This is a genomic window from Ktedonobacter robiniae, assembly GCF_016587375.1.
Lineage (GTDB): Bacteria > Chloroflexota > Ktedonobacteria > Ktedonobacterales > Ktedonobacteraceae > Ktedonobacter > Ktedonobacter robiniae.
This window is the reverse complement of the sequence record NZ_BNJG01000001.1, coordinates 1,313,444-1,328,216: the sequence shown is the minus strand read 5'-3', so window position 1 is coordinate 1,328,216 and position 14,773 is coordinate 1,313,444. Positions and strand designations below refer to the sequence as shown.

The following is a 14,773-nucleotide window of genomic DNA, read 5'->3' as shown; positions in this document are numbered from 1 at the left end:
TGCCGTCCGGGTCGCAAAAGAGAAAGGAGTAGTGCGCCTCCCCTGTCCTGTAGGGTTGTGACTGTTCGCGCACGGTGTTAATTAGTATGGATTCGTTGTATACCTATTCCTGGCTGATCCTGTTTGCTCCGCTCCTGGCCTTTGTGGTCATCATCTTCGGTACGCGCGTCCTGGATCTCCTGGGTCGACCACGTGCTGAGGTGCCCGCAGGTGGGCATGGAGAACATGGGCATGCAGACGCAGCCCACGGCGGGGAGAGTCATGGTGGCCATGATGCACATGGCGAAGATGACGATGAAGACCCCAAAATTCCTCATCTTTCAGTCTGGGCCAAGGCAAGCGCCTATGCCGCGATCCTGATTATGGCCCTGGCCTGTGCTTATTCCTGGGTGCTGCTGTTTAACACGGCCATCCATCCTGAAGCGCTTCGTAATAGTCTGACGGTCTTCCAGTATGACTGGGTGGCCTTCGGCAATTTGAAATACCAGGTGGCCTTCCAGATTGATAATCTGGCGGTGACGATGCTGGTCGTAGTGACGACTGTTACCCTGTTGGTGCAGTTCTATTCTCAGGGCTATATGGAGAACTCGGCGGGTTATGCTCGCTTCTACTCCTACCTGTCACTATTTGCCTTTTCAATGCTGGTGATCGTCTTCTCCCGCAACTTCCTGGTCATCTTTACTGGGTGGGAACTGGTAGGTCTGAGCTCATATCTGCTCATCGGCTTCTGGATCAATAAACGTGCCAAGCCCGAGGAGCAGCGTCCCTCGCCCGCGAGTGCTTCGCTGCAAGCCTTTGTTACCAACCGCGTCGGCGACGTGGGTTTCATCATCGGTATCATGATTCTCTTCGCGCATGCCGGCTCCTTCGAGTTCTCTCAGATCCAGGCTTCAACCGCAAGCATGGATAAGGGCCTGCTGGCTGTGGCGATGATCCTGGTTTTCTGTGGTGCGATTGGTAAGTCGGCGCAGTTCCCGCTGCATGTCTGGCTCCCCTCGGCGATGGAAGGTCCTACCCCTGTTAGCGCGCTGATCCACGCGGCAACCATGGTCGCCGCTGGTGTCTACATGGTCGCGCGTACCTTCCCGCTCTTCGCGGCCGCTGATCCTATTGCCTTCCATGTTGTGGCATGGGTTGGTGCCTTCACGGCCTTCTTCGCGGCGACCATTGCCCTGGTCCAGTCGGACTTCAAGCGCGTGCTGGCCTTCTCGACTATTAGCCAGCTGGGCTATATGTTCGTTGGCCTGGGTGTGGCTGGTCCCGAGTATGGTGCCGGCCCTGGTATGTTCCACCTCTTCACGCACGCCTTCTTCAAGGCCTTGCTCTTCCTGGGTGCTGGTAGTGTGCTGCATGGTCTGCACCACGCGATGCACCGCGAGGTTCAGGATACGCGCCTGATGGGTGGCCTGGCGACTCGTATGCCGATTACCGCGGCCACGTGGTTGATCGCGACCCTGGCCATTTCGGGTTTCCCCTTCTTCTCAGGCTTCTTTAGTAAAGAGACCATCATTGGCCTGGCTTTTGAGCAACACGACTGGTTCTCCTATATCCTCACGCTGGCGACTGCTGGCCTGACCGCCTTCTACATGCTGCGCGCCTTCATCCTGGCCTTCGGTGGCCCGGATGGCAAGTTCTTTGGCTTGTGGGGCGGTACCTATCGCGGCGAGGGCCACGTCCACGAGTCTCCGCTGACGATGACCATTCCGCTGATGCTGCTGGCGATTCCTTCTATCGCAGCTGGCTACTGGACTGGGTTCTTCAAGTACCTGAATCCCGATGCCCCAAGCCTGGATATCTCACACATGCTGACATCAGTTGATACCTGGGTTGGTGTGGTGGTCTCCCTGGCTGGCCTGGTGACGGCCCTGGTAATGTATGGCCGTACCGAGCCGGCGAAGATAGACGCCTTTGTGCAGAGAAGTGCCTTCCTGCGTACCGTGCATCTCGTGCTCTTTAACCGCTACTACATTGACGACCTGTACAACTGGTTTGTGCGCTATGCCGTCCTGGGTATCTCCTACCTGGCGCAGGCCTTCGATACCTACGTGATCGATGGCATTGTGAACGGAGCGGCTAGCGTGGTGACGCTCTTCGGTCGCGGCGCTCGTCGTGTCGAGACGGGTCGTGTTCAGGCGTACATGGTTGGCTTCTTCGGCGGCGTGGCAGTGCTCGCAGTGCTCGCCTTTGTCCTGATCACGTTTGCGAGAGGATAATAGAGGATCATGACGGCTTTACAACAAATTTTCGGCAGTGATCTTACCTGGATTATCCTGCTACCAATCCTTGGTTCGATTGTGGTATACCTTATGCCATCAAAGGTTGCTCGCTGGGCTGCCCTGGTGGTTGCAGTGGCTGTTTTTGCTCTGACACTGTCTACTTGGTATAGGATTCAAGCGAGTGGTCAGGGATTTGGCGATTTAACCCACCTGCGGGATTCAGTCAATGTGCCCTGGATTCGTTTCCAGGCAGGTAAGATTCAGTTCAATGTGGATTACTTCTTGGGGATCGATGGCCTGAGCCTCCCCCTGGTAATTTTAAATGCTTTCTTGACCGTGCTGGCGATTATCGGCGGCTGGAAGAAGACACGCGTCAAAGATTACCTGGCGCTGATCCTCTTCCTGGAAGGTGGCGTCATGGGCGTCTTTATGGCCCTGGACCTCTTCCTGTTCTTCCTCTTCTGGGAGATTGAGCTGGCGCCGATGTTCCTTTTGATCGGTGTCTGGGGCAACGAGCAGCTGAAGCACGGGGTCCCTGGTCGCGTCTATTCGGCCTGGAAGTTCCTGCTGTATACCTTCTTCGGCAGTATCTTCATGCTGGTGGGTATCCTGCTACTCTACTTCAATAATGTAGGCCTTCCTGGCGCGACGGCGACCGCCAATATGGCATACTTCGCTGACCCCACGCACATGGTGAGGGGCACGATTGCCCTGCCGTTCCTGGGCGTGACCGCGAGTCTGCAACTGGTGGTCTTCCTGCTGATCTTCGTAGCCTTCGCCGTGAAGATCCCGATGTTCCCCTTCCATACCTGGCTTCCAGACGCGCACACCGATGCGCCGACCGAGGTCAGTGTGATCCTGGCTGGTATCCTGCTGAAGATGGGTGCCTATGGTCTGATTCGTATCTGCCTCACGCTCTTCCCCCAGGGAGTGCATGACTTCGCGGGCTGGCTGGCGGTGATCGCGATCATCAACATCATCTATGGCGCGCTGATCTGCCTGGTGCAGAGAGATATGAAGAAGCTGATCGCGTATTCAAGCGTCAGCCACATGGGTATTGTGCTGCTGGGCGTGGCCGCAGCGGCTGGCACGGGCGATATCGCCTTCCGCCAGGCGGCGCTGACGGGCGCGACTGTTCAGCTCTTTAGCCATGGTATCATCTCTGGTCTGCTCTTCTTTTGTGTCGGCGTCATCTACGATGTGGCGCATACACGTGAGATCTCGGCCTTTGGTGGTGTGGCGAAGCGTATGCCGATTCTGGGCACGATCTTTGTCTTTGCTGCGATGGCTTCGGCGGGCCTGCCTGGCCTGGCTGGCTTTGTCGCGGAATACATGGTCTTCACCAGTAGCTTCAAGATTTGGACCGTTGTGACGATTATCAGCGTCTTTACCATGATCTTCACCGCGGGCTACCTGCTGTGGATGATGAAGCGCGTCTTCTTTGGTCCATTTAACAAGAAATGGGATTGGCTGCCCGATGCAAGCCCCCGCGAGATGATTCCGCTCTTTGCGCTCGCTGGCTTGATTGTGATCATTGGTGTCTATCCCAAGCTGCTCATTGATGTGATTACACCCAGCCTGTCCCATATCATGCAGCTGGCTGTGGCAACGATAAAGTAAGGTCGCCTTGATCGTGGCTGGACTCTGCGGGGTCCGCCATGATCAAACGAGGAGTTCTTATGCAAATTCAACCTTTTGATCTCTACCTGCTCTCACCTGAGCTTAGCTTGGTGGTGATGGCGCTGGTGGTGATGGCGGTCGACCTTTTTGTCAAAAGCCGCAGAGTCATCGCCGGGGTCTCACTGGTGGGCTTGCTGATCTCAGCGGGGTTCACGATCTCTCTGGCCCTGACGCACACGGGAACGCAGAAGGCGTTCAGCAATATGCTGATCGTAGATACGTATGCGCTCTTTTTTAAGCTTATCTTCCTGGTAATCGCCGCGGTTATGGCGCTCACCTCCTATGAATATGTCGGCAAGTATATAAAGGCGACCGGCGAGTTCTACGCGCTCTTGCTTTTCTCTACCGTCGGCATGATGTTCATGGCGAGCACGACTGAGCTGATTACGATCTATATCGCGCTTGAGTTGACCAGTATTCCGCTGTATGTCATGGCAGGTATGCTGCGCCATGACGAGCGCTCTGCCGAGGCGGCAGTGAAATATGTGCTGCTCGGTGCGATGTCTTCAGCTATCTTGCTCTATGGTTTCGCGCTGCTGTATGGCCTGACGGGTACAACCGACCTGGCTGGTATCGCGGCCTCCTTCTCCAAGATTGCTCAGGGCAATATGGTCGTCATCGTCGCCAATATCCTGATTCTGGCTGGCTTTGGTTTCAAGATCTCCGCGGTGCCGTTCCACATGTGGGCGCCAGATATCTACGAGGGTGCGCCAACGCCCGCTACGGCCTTCTTCTCGGTTGGCTCGAAGGCGGCTGGCTTCGCGGCCCTGATTCGCGTCTTCATGTTTGGTGGCCTCAATGCGGTTGATGTCTCAACGACGGTCATCGCGTTCTCTATCGTTGCCGTCCTGACGATGACGCTGGGTAACCTCGTCGCGGCGGTGCAGAGCAACGTCAAGCGCATGATGGCTTATTCGAGCATCGCGCAGGCGGGCTATATCCTGGTGGGCTTTATCGGTAGCTTCGCAACCAATCGCCCCGAGGGCAATAGCTCGGTCCTCTTCTTCATCCTGGTCTATGTGATCACTAACCTGGGCGCCTTCGCGGGCATCATTGCCCTGGCAAACCTGACGGGTGGTGAGCGCATCGAGGACTTCCGTGGCCTCTGGCAGCGTTCGCCTGCGTTGAGCCTGGGGACGGCTCTCTGTCTGCTCTCGCTGGCAGGTATCCCGCCCATGGCTGGTTTCTGGAGTAAGGTCTTCCTCTTCTCCGCCGCCTGGAGCCTGGGTCAGTCCTGGCTGGTGATTGTGGCGCTGCTCAACAGCGTTGTCTCGCTGGTCTACTATGGCCGCATCATCAAGGTCATGTTCTTTGACAAGCCAGTCAAGGAAGACCGCCTGGTGCCAACCATGGGCCTGAGCACAGCCCTGCTCTTAACCACGGTGGCGCTGATCGTTATCACCTTTGTGGCGCAAGTCTTCCTCAATGTCGCCAGCCCGGCTGCGAGCATCCTGCTCGCTCGCTAAGCGCGATTCTGTAAGCTTGCCTTTAAAGAGAGAATATGGAAGGGCTGGTAGGCATCCGCCTACCAGCCCTTCCATATTCTCTCTTCCTGAGCGACGCAGGCGCGAAGCGTCTTGAGCACCCTGAAGAGCTACAGCATAACCGCCATTTGTGTTATACTATGCAGTAAGAAGAATTGTACATTCAGCAAAAATAACAAGAGAAATTGGCAAACTGCTAGGGGAGCCTTTGTGGCTGAGAGACGGCTGAGACGCCGTCGACCCTTACAAGAACCTGATCTGGATAATACCAGCGGAGGGAAGCAGCAACCGGTATGCCGAGGCCAGAGCATTTCAGCATTTCAATATGGCCGCCATATCGCAAGGCGCTAGCCGTGTTCCCTCCAAGGGAGCACGGTTTTTTTGTGTGTGTGACGCTCTGACGCGCGCATACATACACGCAAGAATGCTTCCCAGGCTGGTAGGGACCCGCTTTAGCGCGTCCGAACGCCATTCATGGCAGTGCGGCGCAAGCCTGGTTGTGCCTGGAGAATGCATCTACCCCATGATGGCGAAACGGTAGCGTTTTGGGCTGCGCCTACAGGCGATTAATCGCCTTTGGACGCGCTAAAGCGGGTCCCTACCAGGTTTGGTGCGTTTCTGTTACTGGATGCTTTGAAGATAGAAGAGAGTGGATATAGCCTATGGAAGATGAAGCAGGTACACAAGTGGAGGAGCCGCTGAAGCTCCTGGTGAAAGGTGTGAGCAAGAGGTATAGCGCGGGGAAGCAGCGGCTAGAGGTGTTGCGACCTCTGGACCTGCAGGTCAAAAAGGGCGAGTTTGTGACGCTGATAGGACCGAGTGGCTGCGGTAAGAGTACCCTCTTCAATATTATTGCCGGGTTGGAGGAGCCAGACCAGGGCCTGGTGATGATAGATGGTGTCGAGGGTAAGCGTGCGGGGAAATGTGGCTATATGCTCCAGCAGCCGCTGCTCCTGCCCTGGCGCACGGTCGAGGAGAACGTCATGCTGGGGCTGGACGTGCGACGCGTGCCGCGTAAGCAGGCTCAGGAGGAGGCGCGAGCCTTGTTGGCTCACTTTAGTTTGAGCGAGTTTGCCCAACACTATCCGGCAACGCTCTCGGGAGGCATGAAGCAGCGCGTAGCTCTGTTACGCACAGTCCTGTTCAATCGCGATTTTCTTCTGCTGGATGAGCCGCTGGGCGCATTGGATGCCCTGACACGCCTCTCCTTGCAGATGTGGCTGCTCGATCTCTGGCAGGAGGTGCATGCGAGCGTCCTGTTTATCACGCATGATGTGCGTGAGGCTATCCTCCTCTCTGATCGTATCTATGTGCTGAGCACGCGTCCGGCTGGTATTTTGCGCGTGGTGGACGTCAACCTGTCACACCCACGTCGGCAGGAGCAATTGACCGAGCCAGAGGCATTGCAACTGGAGCGTGAGTTGGTGGGATTATTACTCAAGGAGCAACAAGGATGAATGAGAGACGTTGGAGGCGCTTCGCGGCCTATGGCCCGGCCTTTGTGCTGGTGGTGGCGCTCCTGCTCCTGTGGGAAGTAGGCGTGCGTGCGGGCCGGATAGACGCGACGCTTGTCCCCGCGCCCAGCGCCATCCTTGAGGTCCTGGGAAATAAGCGCGATGTACTGCTGACTCATTCTATTCAGACCATGCTAGAGACGGTGCTGGGCCTGGCACTCGCTACGGTCCTGGGCGTGGCTATCGCGGTGGCTATCGACCTCTCTTCCTGGCTCAGGCGCGCCTTGTATCCCTTGCTGGTGGCCTCACAGACCATTCCTATGGTGGCGCTAGCCCCACTGCTGCTGGTCTGGTTTGGCTTCGATATCTTGCCCAAGGTGATCCTGGTGGTGTTGTACTGCTTCTTCCCGATCACGGTGGCCTGTGCCGATGGCCTGTTGAGCGTTGATCCTGACCTGGTTCGGCTGATGCGCAGCATGCGCGCCTCGCGCTGGCAAATCCTCTGGCTGGTGCGTTTGCCGGGAGCGATGCCTTCATTCTTCTCAGGCCTGCGCATCGCCGCGACCTATAGCGTGACCGGGGCCATCATTGGCGAGTACGTAGGTGCCGAGCAGGGGCTGGGAATCTTTATGCAAACCTCGGCCAATGCCCACGCCATCGTCCTGGTCTTCGCGGCTATCGTCATCACAACCGTGCTAAGCCTGGCGCTCTTCGCTCTGGTGGGCCTGGTTGAGCGTATCGTCTTACCCTGGCAGGAGTCGACCCAAAGACGTGCCTTCGGTGCAGTGGGCATGCCCACAGGCCCAAAATATATGTAGGAAATGTCTCGATAGGTAGGGCGAAGCAGTAGCCACGTACGCAAGTAGCAGGCCCACAGTAGCCCTGGGTAGATGGAGTTAGTTGTATTTTCTAAAAGTTCTCAAGGAGTGGAGCAATGAACACACGAACGCGTTTAGTGGCGGGCCTTGGCATCCCTGTGCTCGTCATTCTGGTGGTGGTGGGCGCCTTCCTCTGGCAGCAACATGCCAGTGGCGCGCCAGCGGGGTCGCAGCCCCTCAAGAAGATGACCCTGGCCCTGGATTGGACCCCTAATACGAACCACAGCGGCATCTATGCCGCACTCCAGCAGGGCTGGTACAAAGAGCAGGGGATTGACCTCAAGGTATTGCCTTACTCGTCCAGCGTCTCGCCCGATACGCTGGTGAGCCAGAGCAAGGCTGATGTCGGTATTAGCTCGACTGAGTCGATTGTCGCCGATGCCGCCACGGGTCAGCCTGTGGTGTCGATTGCAGCTATCTTGCAGCATAATACCTCCGCGCTGGTGACTCTAGCAGATTCGGGTATCAAGCGTCCGCGTGACCTGGATGGCAAGACCTACGGAGGCTTTGGTGCACCCTATGAGAGCGCGGTTGTCAGTGCCATGATCCAGAAGGATGGTGGGCAGGGCAAGTTCCGCAATGTCACACTTGATGTGGATGCCATGGAGGCGCTGAAATCGCATAAGATCGATTTTGTCTGGATCTTTGAGGGGGTTGAGGGCATCCAGGCGAAGCACGAGGGACTGAAGCTCAATTACTTCTACATTACTGACTTTGGCATTCCCGACTACTACACGCCAAATTTTATTACGGGTTCAAAGCAGATGAAGGGCGAGCCAGACCTGCTGCGTAAGTTTATGACCGCGACCGCCAAAGGCTATGAATATGCGCGCCAGCATCCCAAAGAGACGGCGCAGATGCTTATTGATGGCGCGGGCAAGGAGAATTTTCCCGATACCTCGTTTGTCATGGATAGTCAGACGTTTAATAGCGCTCACTATGCCGATACGGGGCGCCAGTGGGGTGTACAGGATGACGCGGCCTGGCAGGGCTACCCCAACTTTATGCTCAATGCAGGCGCCATTCAGGATGCCTCTGGTAAGCCCATTAAGAGCATGGACTTTAAGCAGCTTTATACCAACGAGTTCCTGCCTGGGAAGAGTTGACTTCTCGCGCCTTCGGCGCTCACATAAGAATGATATGGTTGTGCTTGTGGACCGTAGGCCCACAAGCACAACCATATCATTCTTATGTGAAAAACTATTCCTCGAAGCGGGAGTGTAGCCAGGCTGCGACGTTTCGCTGGTGTTCGAGGGCGTGAGGGAAGACACCATTCATACGAAAGAAGGAATGGATCAAACCCTTCAGGTAGATAAACTGGGTTGGCACTCCGGCCTCTTGCAGGCGTTGCGCGTACTTCTGTCCCTCGTCGCGCAGGGGATCATATTCCGCGACGAGAATCAGCGCGGGCGGCAGGTGACTTAGATCTTGAGCGCGCAAAGGTGCCGCGTAGGGGTGTTCGCCCTCATCAGGCGTAGACAGGTACTGGTCCCAGTACCAGCGCATATCCTCCGCGGTGAGACCGTATCCCTCTTTAATGGTTGTGTAGGAGTCGTGATCGCCAGTATAATAGTCGGCCACGGGATAGATCAGGGCCTGAGCCGCGAGTGGTGGATAGCCTTTGTCGCGCGCCAGGAGCGTGAGTGCTGCTGCAATATTCCCTCCAGCGCTATCTCCTGCCACCGCGATACGTGAGGCGTCTATAGCTAGCTCCTGGGCGTTTGCGGTTACCCATAAGAGAGCGGCCTCGGCATCCTCAAGCGCTGCGGGATACTTGTGCTCGGGTGCCAGGCGATAGTCGACCGCGATCACTACGCAGGAGGTATGCTTCGCCAGTGAGCGGCAAATGTTATCATGGGTATCGAGATTGCCAAGCACCCAGCCGCCACCATGAAAATAGAGCACGACTGGCAGCAGAACATTATCGGGCGTGGGGCGATAGATGCGAACCGGTATCTCACCCGCTGGCCCGGGAATGGTGCGGTTATGTACCTGGGCCAGGGGAATCGCTTCGCCTCCACTCACAATGCCCGAGAACGTGTTCTGACGGCGCATCTCATCAAGAGATGTAACAGGTTCTGCAACTGGCAGGGACGCCAAATAGGCGGCCACCTGGGGATCAAGCGTCATACTTTCATCCTTGTCCGACGCTACTAAAGTACGCGTCTACATATACCCGTTATATGTAGACGCGTACTTTAGTAGCGTCGTGCTTAACCTAATGAGAGATTTTTATAGATACGCTCTGGAATAGCCTTGATTATAAACATGATGCTGCCCCAGAACCAGGGGAGATAGACAATATCCTTCTTCTGCTGCATAGCCTGGTAGACGCCCTCGCCCACAGCGCTGGCCTTGGCAAAGAGCAAGCCTTTGCGCAGGTGCGCGGTCATAGGGGTATCGACAAAGCCAGGTTTAATCGTGACCACCGTCACACCAGATTTGGCCAGGCGGTTGCGCAGGCCCTGTAAGAAGAGGTTGACCGCGCCCTTGGCGGTGCCATAGACGTAGTTGCTCTTGCGTCCGCGGTCCCCTGCGACAGATGAGATAACCGCGATCACACCCCGGTGACGCCGCTCGAAGTAATTGGCGCTAATTGTAAGCAGTGAGACGACGCTGGTAAAGTTGGTGTTAAGCTCCTTGAGGGTCTCTGCCACGCTCTCTTCGCAGCCCTTCTGGCTGCCGAGCGTCCCGTGGGCGATGAGGAACATATCTAGCTCGCCCATGGTTGCGAGTGCCGCATCGAACATCTCCTGGTGACGATGAAGGTCAGAGGCATCAAACTCGAAGGCCTCGACACTTTTGGCGCCACGTACTTTGAGGTCATCCGCGATAACAGCCATTTTCTCAGGGCTACGTGCGACCAGGAAGAGTTCCGCACCATCTTTGGCGAAACATTTTGCTGTCTCCTGGGCAATTGCTGAGGTCGCGCCTACAATAAGGATTTTTGCCATAACTTTTTTTTATAACTCCAGATTGGTAGTGTGTATGCTTTATCTATTGCGCAGCGGGCTGTGTGACGCGACGCCAGAAGCTGGAAGAAAATTGTGGGTCCATATACTGCTCGAACTCTTTCCAGCGTGGGAAGTAGCGCTGGAAATCTTCGGGATGCATACGCGCGTCCTTAGCAGGATAAATCAGGCCCCCGGCGGCATTAACCATGGCGTCCAGGCGGTCGAGGAGGCGCAGGGTCTGTGTGCCGTGATTGGCGAAGTCCAGGGCCAGGGTCAGGCCAGGGCGCGGGAAGGAGAGCATGCCAGGCGAGCGAATATCTCCAAAGGATTTGAGAACGGTCAGGAAGGATCCCTCGCCGGAGCGGTTGATCTCTTGCATGATCTCCTTCATGGCCTCATAACCGCCCTCGAAGGGAATGACAAACTGGTACTGGAAGAAGCCACGCTTGCCATACATGCGGTTCCAGGCATGGATGGCGTCGAGGGGATAGAAGAATGGATCATAATGCGTGAGCTTATGGACATACTTCTTGCGCTGCTTATTATAGATTGCCAGGTTGAAGGCACGAATCGTCAGGCGATTGAGCGTAATAGAAGGGAAATCGAAAGGAACGGCCAGGGGTAGGTGTTTTCCCTGAGTATTGTTGGGCATGGGCTGCGTCGTATCATGATTGCCGCGTGAGAAGAACCCTCGCCCCAACTCCTTCTCATTGCCCAGGCAGACCACCCAGGAGACCGTGTACTCAAAGTCTTTATCGGACTCCTCAGCTACCTGGCGATATTCATCCAGAGAGGAGAAGAGAATACTATCCATCTGAATGTATGGGTTCTGGATGGGTTTCAGGCGGAACTCGGCCCAGAGAATGACGCCCGTCAGGCCCAGACCGCCGATAGTGGCCTGGAAGAGTTCACTGTTCTGGTCGGGTGAGCAAATGAGGCGCGTGCCATCGGAGCGCAGTAACTCAAACTGGGTGACATGGCAGCCGAAGGTGCCACCTTTGTGGTGATTTTTGCCATGCACATCATTCGCGATTGCGCCACCAACTGAGACGAACTTGGTGCCAGGGGTCACAGGCAAGAACCAGCCACGAGGTACTGCCAGTTCCAGTACCTCGGCCAGGGAGACGCCCGCCTCACAACGTAAGAGGCCCTGTTCCTCATCAAATGAGATGAAGTGACGCAGATTGCTGACATCAAGCGAGATACCGCCCTCGTTAAGGCAGCTATCACCATAGCTGCGCCCGTAGGCATAAGGCAGAATAGACTTCTCAAGTGTATCGAGTTGTGGAACCTCGTGACGCCAGTAGACTGGCAGCACGGCATTGGGCTTCACACGTGGGAAGCGGCCCCAGGATTGAGGTGTGCGCTGTATCGACATGTTATGAGTACCCTCTATATGGATAGATATAGATCTGGATCTAGAACTTGTTCAACTATCATAACGAATTGTGCGAAAATGTGGCTACTAGTTAGCCGAAAGGTATAGCAAATAGTATGCATATCATTGTATTTGCTGCGGGAAGCTTGCGATCTGGAAGCGGTGTACAGGAGGCCCTGGCAAGTGCCGACCTGGTTATAGCCGCCGATAAAGGGGCACAGACCGCGCTCGACTATGGTCTGACACCGTGTGTCATTATAGGAGATTTCGACTCGCTCACTCTTCCTGAGCCAGAACTACGCGCGCGTGGGTGTGAGCTTGTGCGCGTTGCTGAAGAGAAGGACGAGACCGATACAGAACTGGCCTTGCAACTCGCGCTCGAGCATGGCGCGACGCGTATTACCCTGCTTGGCGGCTGGGGAGGCGAACGGATGGAGCACGCCCTCGGAAATATTATGCTCCTGGCCAGTATTACAAGCGTACCTGTGCGCCTGGTCGATGGCCCTTCTGTGTGCTGGGTGGTGCACGGCCCAGCACGGACCCAGGTGCATGGCACGAGTAACGACCTGCTCTCGCTCTTCCCCCTGGTGGGCGATGTGACGGGTCTGACCACGACCAACTTACAGTACGCCCTGCGCGATGGTTGCCTGCGCTTTGGTTCGCCCAGGGGCATTAGCAATGTCTTGACGCATGACCTGGCCGAGGTGGAGGTTGGTAGTGGGGTCTTGCTCCTCGTGCATACGCGTAGGAGCGAGCTTCAGGAGTAAATAGGGGGAGCGACGCTGCTAAAGTACGCGTCTACATATGATCCATGATATGTAGACGCGTACTTTAGCAGCGTCGCTCCACAGCTGTAATTGTGCTTTGCTACTGGCGAGAATAGGAGAAGTACATGATGGCGCCGACGACGACCAGGACGATGCCTACGCCTCCCAGCAGGAAGGTAAAGATCATCAGACCATTCGGGCCACCAGAGCCGCTGGAATTGGTGGTTGCCGTCGCGGTGACTGTAGGTGTGGTACCGGGCGTTGGCGTGGGGGTAGAAGGCGCTGCCGTCGGCTCCGCGGCTATGGTAAGGGCCTGGCTGGCCTTCATATAGCTTGAATCTTCATTCGGTGCAGTGACGCTTACCTGATAGCTTCCATCCTGAGCGCTCTCCGGAATGGTCAGCGTCGTGGTAAAGGTGCCGTCTGGACCCGCGGACTGCACGCTCTGGCTGGTGATAGCTGAGCCATTGCTAACAATAGAGACGTTAATATTTTGTACTGGCAGCCAGCCAGTGCCCTGGACCGTAATCTTGTCGCCAGGGGCCGCATTCTTAGGGGTGACCTTGATCGCAACCGGCTCCGCAACAGTAAAGTTGTTGCCAGAGAGGGCCTGCTCATCCTGAGTGGTCACACAGAGGAAGTAGGGGGCCGAGGGAATATTGGCGGCATCTGGCCATGTGGTGACAACATTGAAATTGCCGCTGGCGTCAATCGTTGCGCTATCTGGGACAAAGGCCTTCATGTTTTCAGTAACCTGGTTGGGCTTACACTGGTTGGGATCGCCTACCGGAGTGGCGAAGAGTTTGGCGGTGCCATTGGGTTTAAAGCCTGTTCCCGTGAGCGTCACCTTCGTGCCGGGGTGCCCAATAAGAATTGAACTCGTCGCTCCTGGTTGCGCTATGGTAACTGTAGGACCTGCGGCATGTGCCAGCGCGGGCTGGAGCGAGGCCGCCAGGCTAAGGGCGAACAGGCCGCAGATCGCTAGCAGGCTGAGGCGTTGCAGAAATATCTTAAACACGATGAAGCTCTCCTGAAATTATTGCATCGATATACATGATAGAACGTAATGGATATAAGGCATGTAACAAATGCAAGCATAGATAGGATGGGCCCTTTAGCGAGAAGCAAGCGAGCGCTGGCGGAGCGCCTCGTAGAGCGTGATGCTGCCCGCTACGGCTGCGTTAAGCGAATTAATATAGCCATGCATCGGTAGTTTAATCAGTACATCGCAGTGTTCGCGCACCAGGCGCCCCATGCCTTTGCCCTCGTTTCCCACAACCACAGCGAGCGGACCCGTAAGATTGGCCTGCGTATAGAGTGTGTCTCCTTCGCCCGCTAGGCCCACGACCCAGATATTTTGCTGCTTGAGATAGTCAATGGTGCGTGTGAGATTAGTTTCACGCGCAATCATAATATGCTCGGTTGCTCCGGCAGAGGTTTTAACCACGGTCGCGTTAACCTCGGCGGCGCGATGCTCGGGAATAATGACCCCGTGCACCCCCGCCGCTTCGGCGGTACGTAAGAGTGAGCCCAGGTTGTTGACATCCTGAATCGAGTCCAGTAAGAGCAGAAACGGTGGCTCATTACGTTGGGCTGCGAGGGCCAGAATGTCGTCGGTGCTGGCATATTCGCGCTCGGCGACAATAGCCACGCAGCCCTGGTGTACCGCGCCCTTGCTCATCTGGTCCAGGCGCGTGCGTGGCACCATCTCGACTGGAATCTGGCGTTTTTGGGCCTCCTGAATAATCGTGTTCAGGGTGCCTCCCTCGCGTTTACTTCCCTCTGCGAGCAGGATGCGCTTCACTTTGCGCACCGAGTGCAAGGTCTCCATAATAGGATTGCGACCCCAGATATACTCTGACATAACTCCCTCTTCTCCACCGTTTTCCTCCCACTATAACAGTCTGTATGGAGTGGGGCAAGAACTATAGGAGTATGGTGGGCTGAATTGGTACAGCAATC

Annotated in this window: 13 protein-coding genes and 1 riboswitch; of the genes, 8 read left to right on the top strand and 5 right to left on the bottom strand. The window is 56.0% G+C overall.

Annotated features, from left to right (window positions below):
• Positions 1-86: 86 nt before the first annotated feature.
• The 7 genes from nuoL (at position 87) to JMJ04_RS05435 (ending at position 8,818) form a co-directional block, all read left to right on the top strand.
• Positions 87-2,213: an NADH-quinone oxidoreductase subunit L gene (nuoL, locus tag JMJ04_RS05460; RefSeq protein ID WP_201369528.1), complete on the top strand. Its 2,127-nt coding sequence runs from the start codon at positions 87-89 to the stop codon at positions 2,211-2,213.
• A 9-nt stretch (positions 2,214-2,222) separates the two neighbouring features.
• The gene (locus tag JMJ04_RS05455; protein WP_201369527.1) at positions 2,223-3,836 is read left to right on the top strand and encodes a complex I subunit 4 family protein; all 1,614 of its coding nucleotides are present in this window, start codon (positions 2,223-2,225) and stop codon (positions 3,834-3,836) included.
• Positions 3,837-3,895: 59 nt separating this feature from the next.
• Positions 3,896-5,362: an NADH-quinone oxidoreductase subunit N gene (locus JMJ04_RS05450; protein WP_201369526.1), complete on the top strand. Its 1,467-nt coding sequence runs from the start codon at positions 3,896-3,898 to the stop codon at positions 5,360-5,362.
• A 35-nt stretch (positions 5,363-5,397) separates the two neighbouring features.
• Positions 5,398-5,529, top strand: coding sequence for a hypothetical protein (locus JMJ04_RS47955; RefSeq protein ID WP_268887325.1), 132 nt, complete (start codon positions 5,398-5,400; stop codon positions 5,527-5,529).
• 39 nt (positions 5,530-5,568) lie between these two features.
• Positions 5,569-5,677, top strand: a riboswitch (TPP riboswitch).
• A 365-nt stretch (positions 5,678-6,042) separates the two neighbouring features.
• Positions 6,043-6,837: an ABC transporter ATP-binding protein gene (locus JMJ04_RS05445; protein WP_201369525.1), complete on the top strand. Its 795-nt coding sequence runs from the start codon at positions 6,043-6,045 to the stop codon at positions 6,835-6,837.
• On the top strand, positions 6,834-7,652 hold the full coding sequence (locus tag JMJ04_RS05440; protein ID WP_201369524.1) for an ABC transporter permease: 819 nt from the start codon (positions 6,834-6,836) through the stop codon (positions 7,650-7,652). Before JMJ04_RS05445 ends, JMJ04_RS05440 begins: the two co-directional genes overlap by 4 nt.
• Positions 7,653-7,768: 116 nt before the next feature.
• Positions 7,769-8,818: an ABC transporter substrate-binding protein gene (locus JMJ04_RS05435; RefSeq protein ID WP_201369523.1), complete on the top strand. Its 1,050-nt coding sequence runs from the start codon at positions 7,769-7,771 to the stop codon at positions 8,816-8,818.
• A 94-nt stretch (positions 8,819-8,912) separates the two neighbouring features.
• Here the strand turns inward: JMJ04_RS05435 and JMJ04_RS05430 are convergent, their stop codons facing one another.
• From JMJ04_RS05430 to JMJ04_RS05420, 3 genes are all read right to left on the bottom strand, one after another.
• A complete protein-coding gene (locus tag JMJ04_RS05430) occupies positions 8,913-9,842 on the bottom strand; it encodes an alpha/beta hydrolase (protein ID WP_201369522.1) in 930 nt (309 codons plus the stop codon).
• Between the two features lie 83 nt (positions 9,843-9,925).
• Entirely contained in the window at positions 9,926-10,666 is a 741-nt protein-coding gene (locus JMJ04_RS05425; RefSeq protein WP_201369521.1) for an SDR family oxidoreductase, read from the bottom strand.
• A 43-nt stretch (positions 10,667-10,709) separates the two neighbouring features.
• Positions 10,710-12,044: an FAD-binding oxidoreductase gene (locus JMJ04_RS05420; protein ID WP_201369520.1), complete on the bottom strand. Its 1,335-nt coding sequence runs from the start codon at positions 12,042-12,044 to the stop codon at positions 10,710-10,712.
• A 116-nt stretch (positions 12,045-12,160) separates the two neighbouring features.
• Between JMJ04_RS05420 and JMJ04_RS05415 the strand changes: the two genes are divergently transcribed.
• Positions 12,161-12,811, top strand: a complete 651-nt coding sequence (locus tag JMJ04_RS05415; protein WP_201369519.1) for a thiamine diphosphokinase — start codon at positions 12,161-12,163, stop codon at positions 12,809-12,811.
• A gap of 100 nt (positions 12,812-12,911) precedes the next feature.
• Here JMJ04_RS05415 and JMJ04_RS05410 read toward each other — a convergent pair whose 3' ends face one another.
• Together JMJ04_RS05410 and rlmB are read right to left on the bottom strand one after the other, a co-directional pair.
• On the bottom strand, positions 12,912-13,829 hold the full coding sequence (locus JMJ04_RS05410) for a COG1361 family protein (protein WP_201369518.1): 918 nt from the start codon (positions 13,827-13,829) through the stop codon (positions 12,912-12,914).
• Between the two features lie 96 nt (positions 13,830-13,925).
• Complete coding sequence (gene rlmB / locus JMJ04_RS05405) at positions 13,926-14,675, bottom strand: 23S rRNA (guanosine(2251)-2'-O)-methyltransferase RlmB (protein WP_201369517.1); 750 nt, start codon at positions 14,673-14,675, stop codon at positions 13,926-13,928.
• Positions 14,676-14,773: the final 98 nt, after the last annotated feature.

Coding starts and splice junctions, on each gene's coding strand:
- JMJ04_RS47955 (WP_268887325.1), top strand. CDS start 5,398: ATGGAAGGGCTGGTAGGCATCCGCCTACCAGCCCTTCCATATTCTCTC.
- JMJ04_RS05425 (WP_201369521.1), bottom strand. CDS start 10,666: ATGGCAAAAATCCTTATTGTAGGCGCGACCTCAGCAATTGCCCAGGAG.
- nuoL (WP_201369528.1), top strand. CDS start 87: ATGGATTCGTTGTATACCTATTCCTGGCTGATCCTGTTTGCTCCGCTC.
- JMJ04_RS05435 (WP_201369523.1), top strand. CDS start 7,769: ATGAACACACGAACGCGTTTAGTGGCGGGCCTTGGCATCCCTGTGCTC.
- JMJ04_RS05450 (WP_201369526.1), top strand. CDS start 3,896: ATGCAAATTCAACCTTTTGATCTCTACCTGCTCTCACCTGAGCTTAGC.
- rlmB (WP_201369517.1), bottom strand. CDS start 14,675: ATGTCAGAGTATATCTGGGGTCGCAATCCTATTATGGAGACCTTGCAC.
- JMJ04_RS05440 (WP_201369524.1), top strand. CDS start 6,834: ATGAATGAGAGACGTTGGAGGCGCTTCGCGGCCTATGGCCCGGCCTTT.
- JMJ04_RS05420 (WP_201369520.1), bottom strand. CDS start 12,044: ATGTCGATACAGCGCACACCTCAATCCTGGGGCCGCTTCCCACGTGTG.
- JMJ04_RS05445 (WP_201369525.1), top strand. CDS start 6,043: ATGGAAGATGAAGCAGGTACACAAGTGGAGGAGCCGCTGAAGCTCCTG.
- JMJ04_RS05455 (WP_201369527.1), top strand. CDS start 2,223: ATGACGGCTTTACAACAAATTTTCGGCAGTGATCTTACCTGGATTATC.
- JMJ04_RS05415 (WP_201369519.1), top strand. CDS start 12,161: ATGCATATCATTGTATTTGCTGCGGGAAGCTTGCGATCTGGAAGCGGT.
- JMJ04_RS05430 (WP_201369522.1), bottom strand. CDS start 9,842: ATGACGCTTGATCCCCAGGTGGCCGCCTATTTGGCGTCCCTGCCAGTT.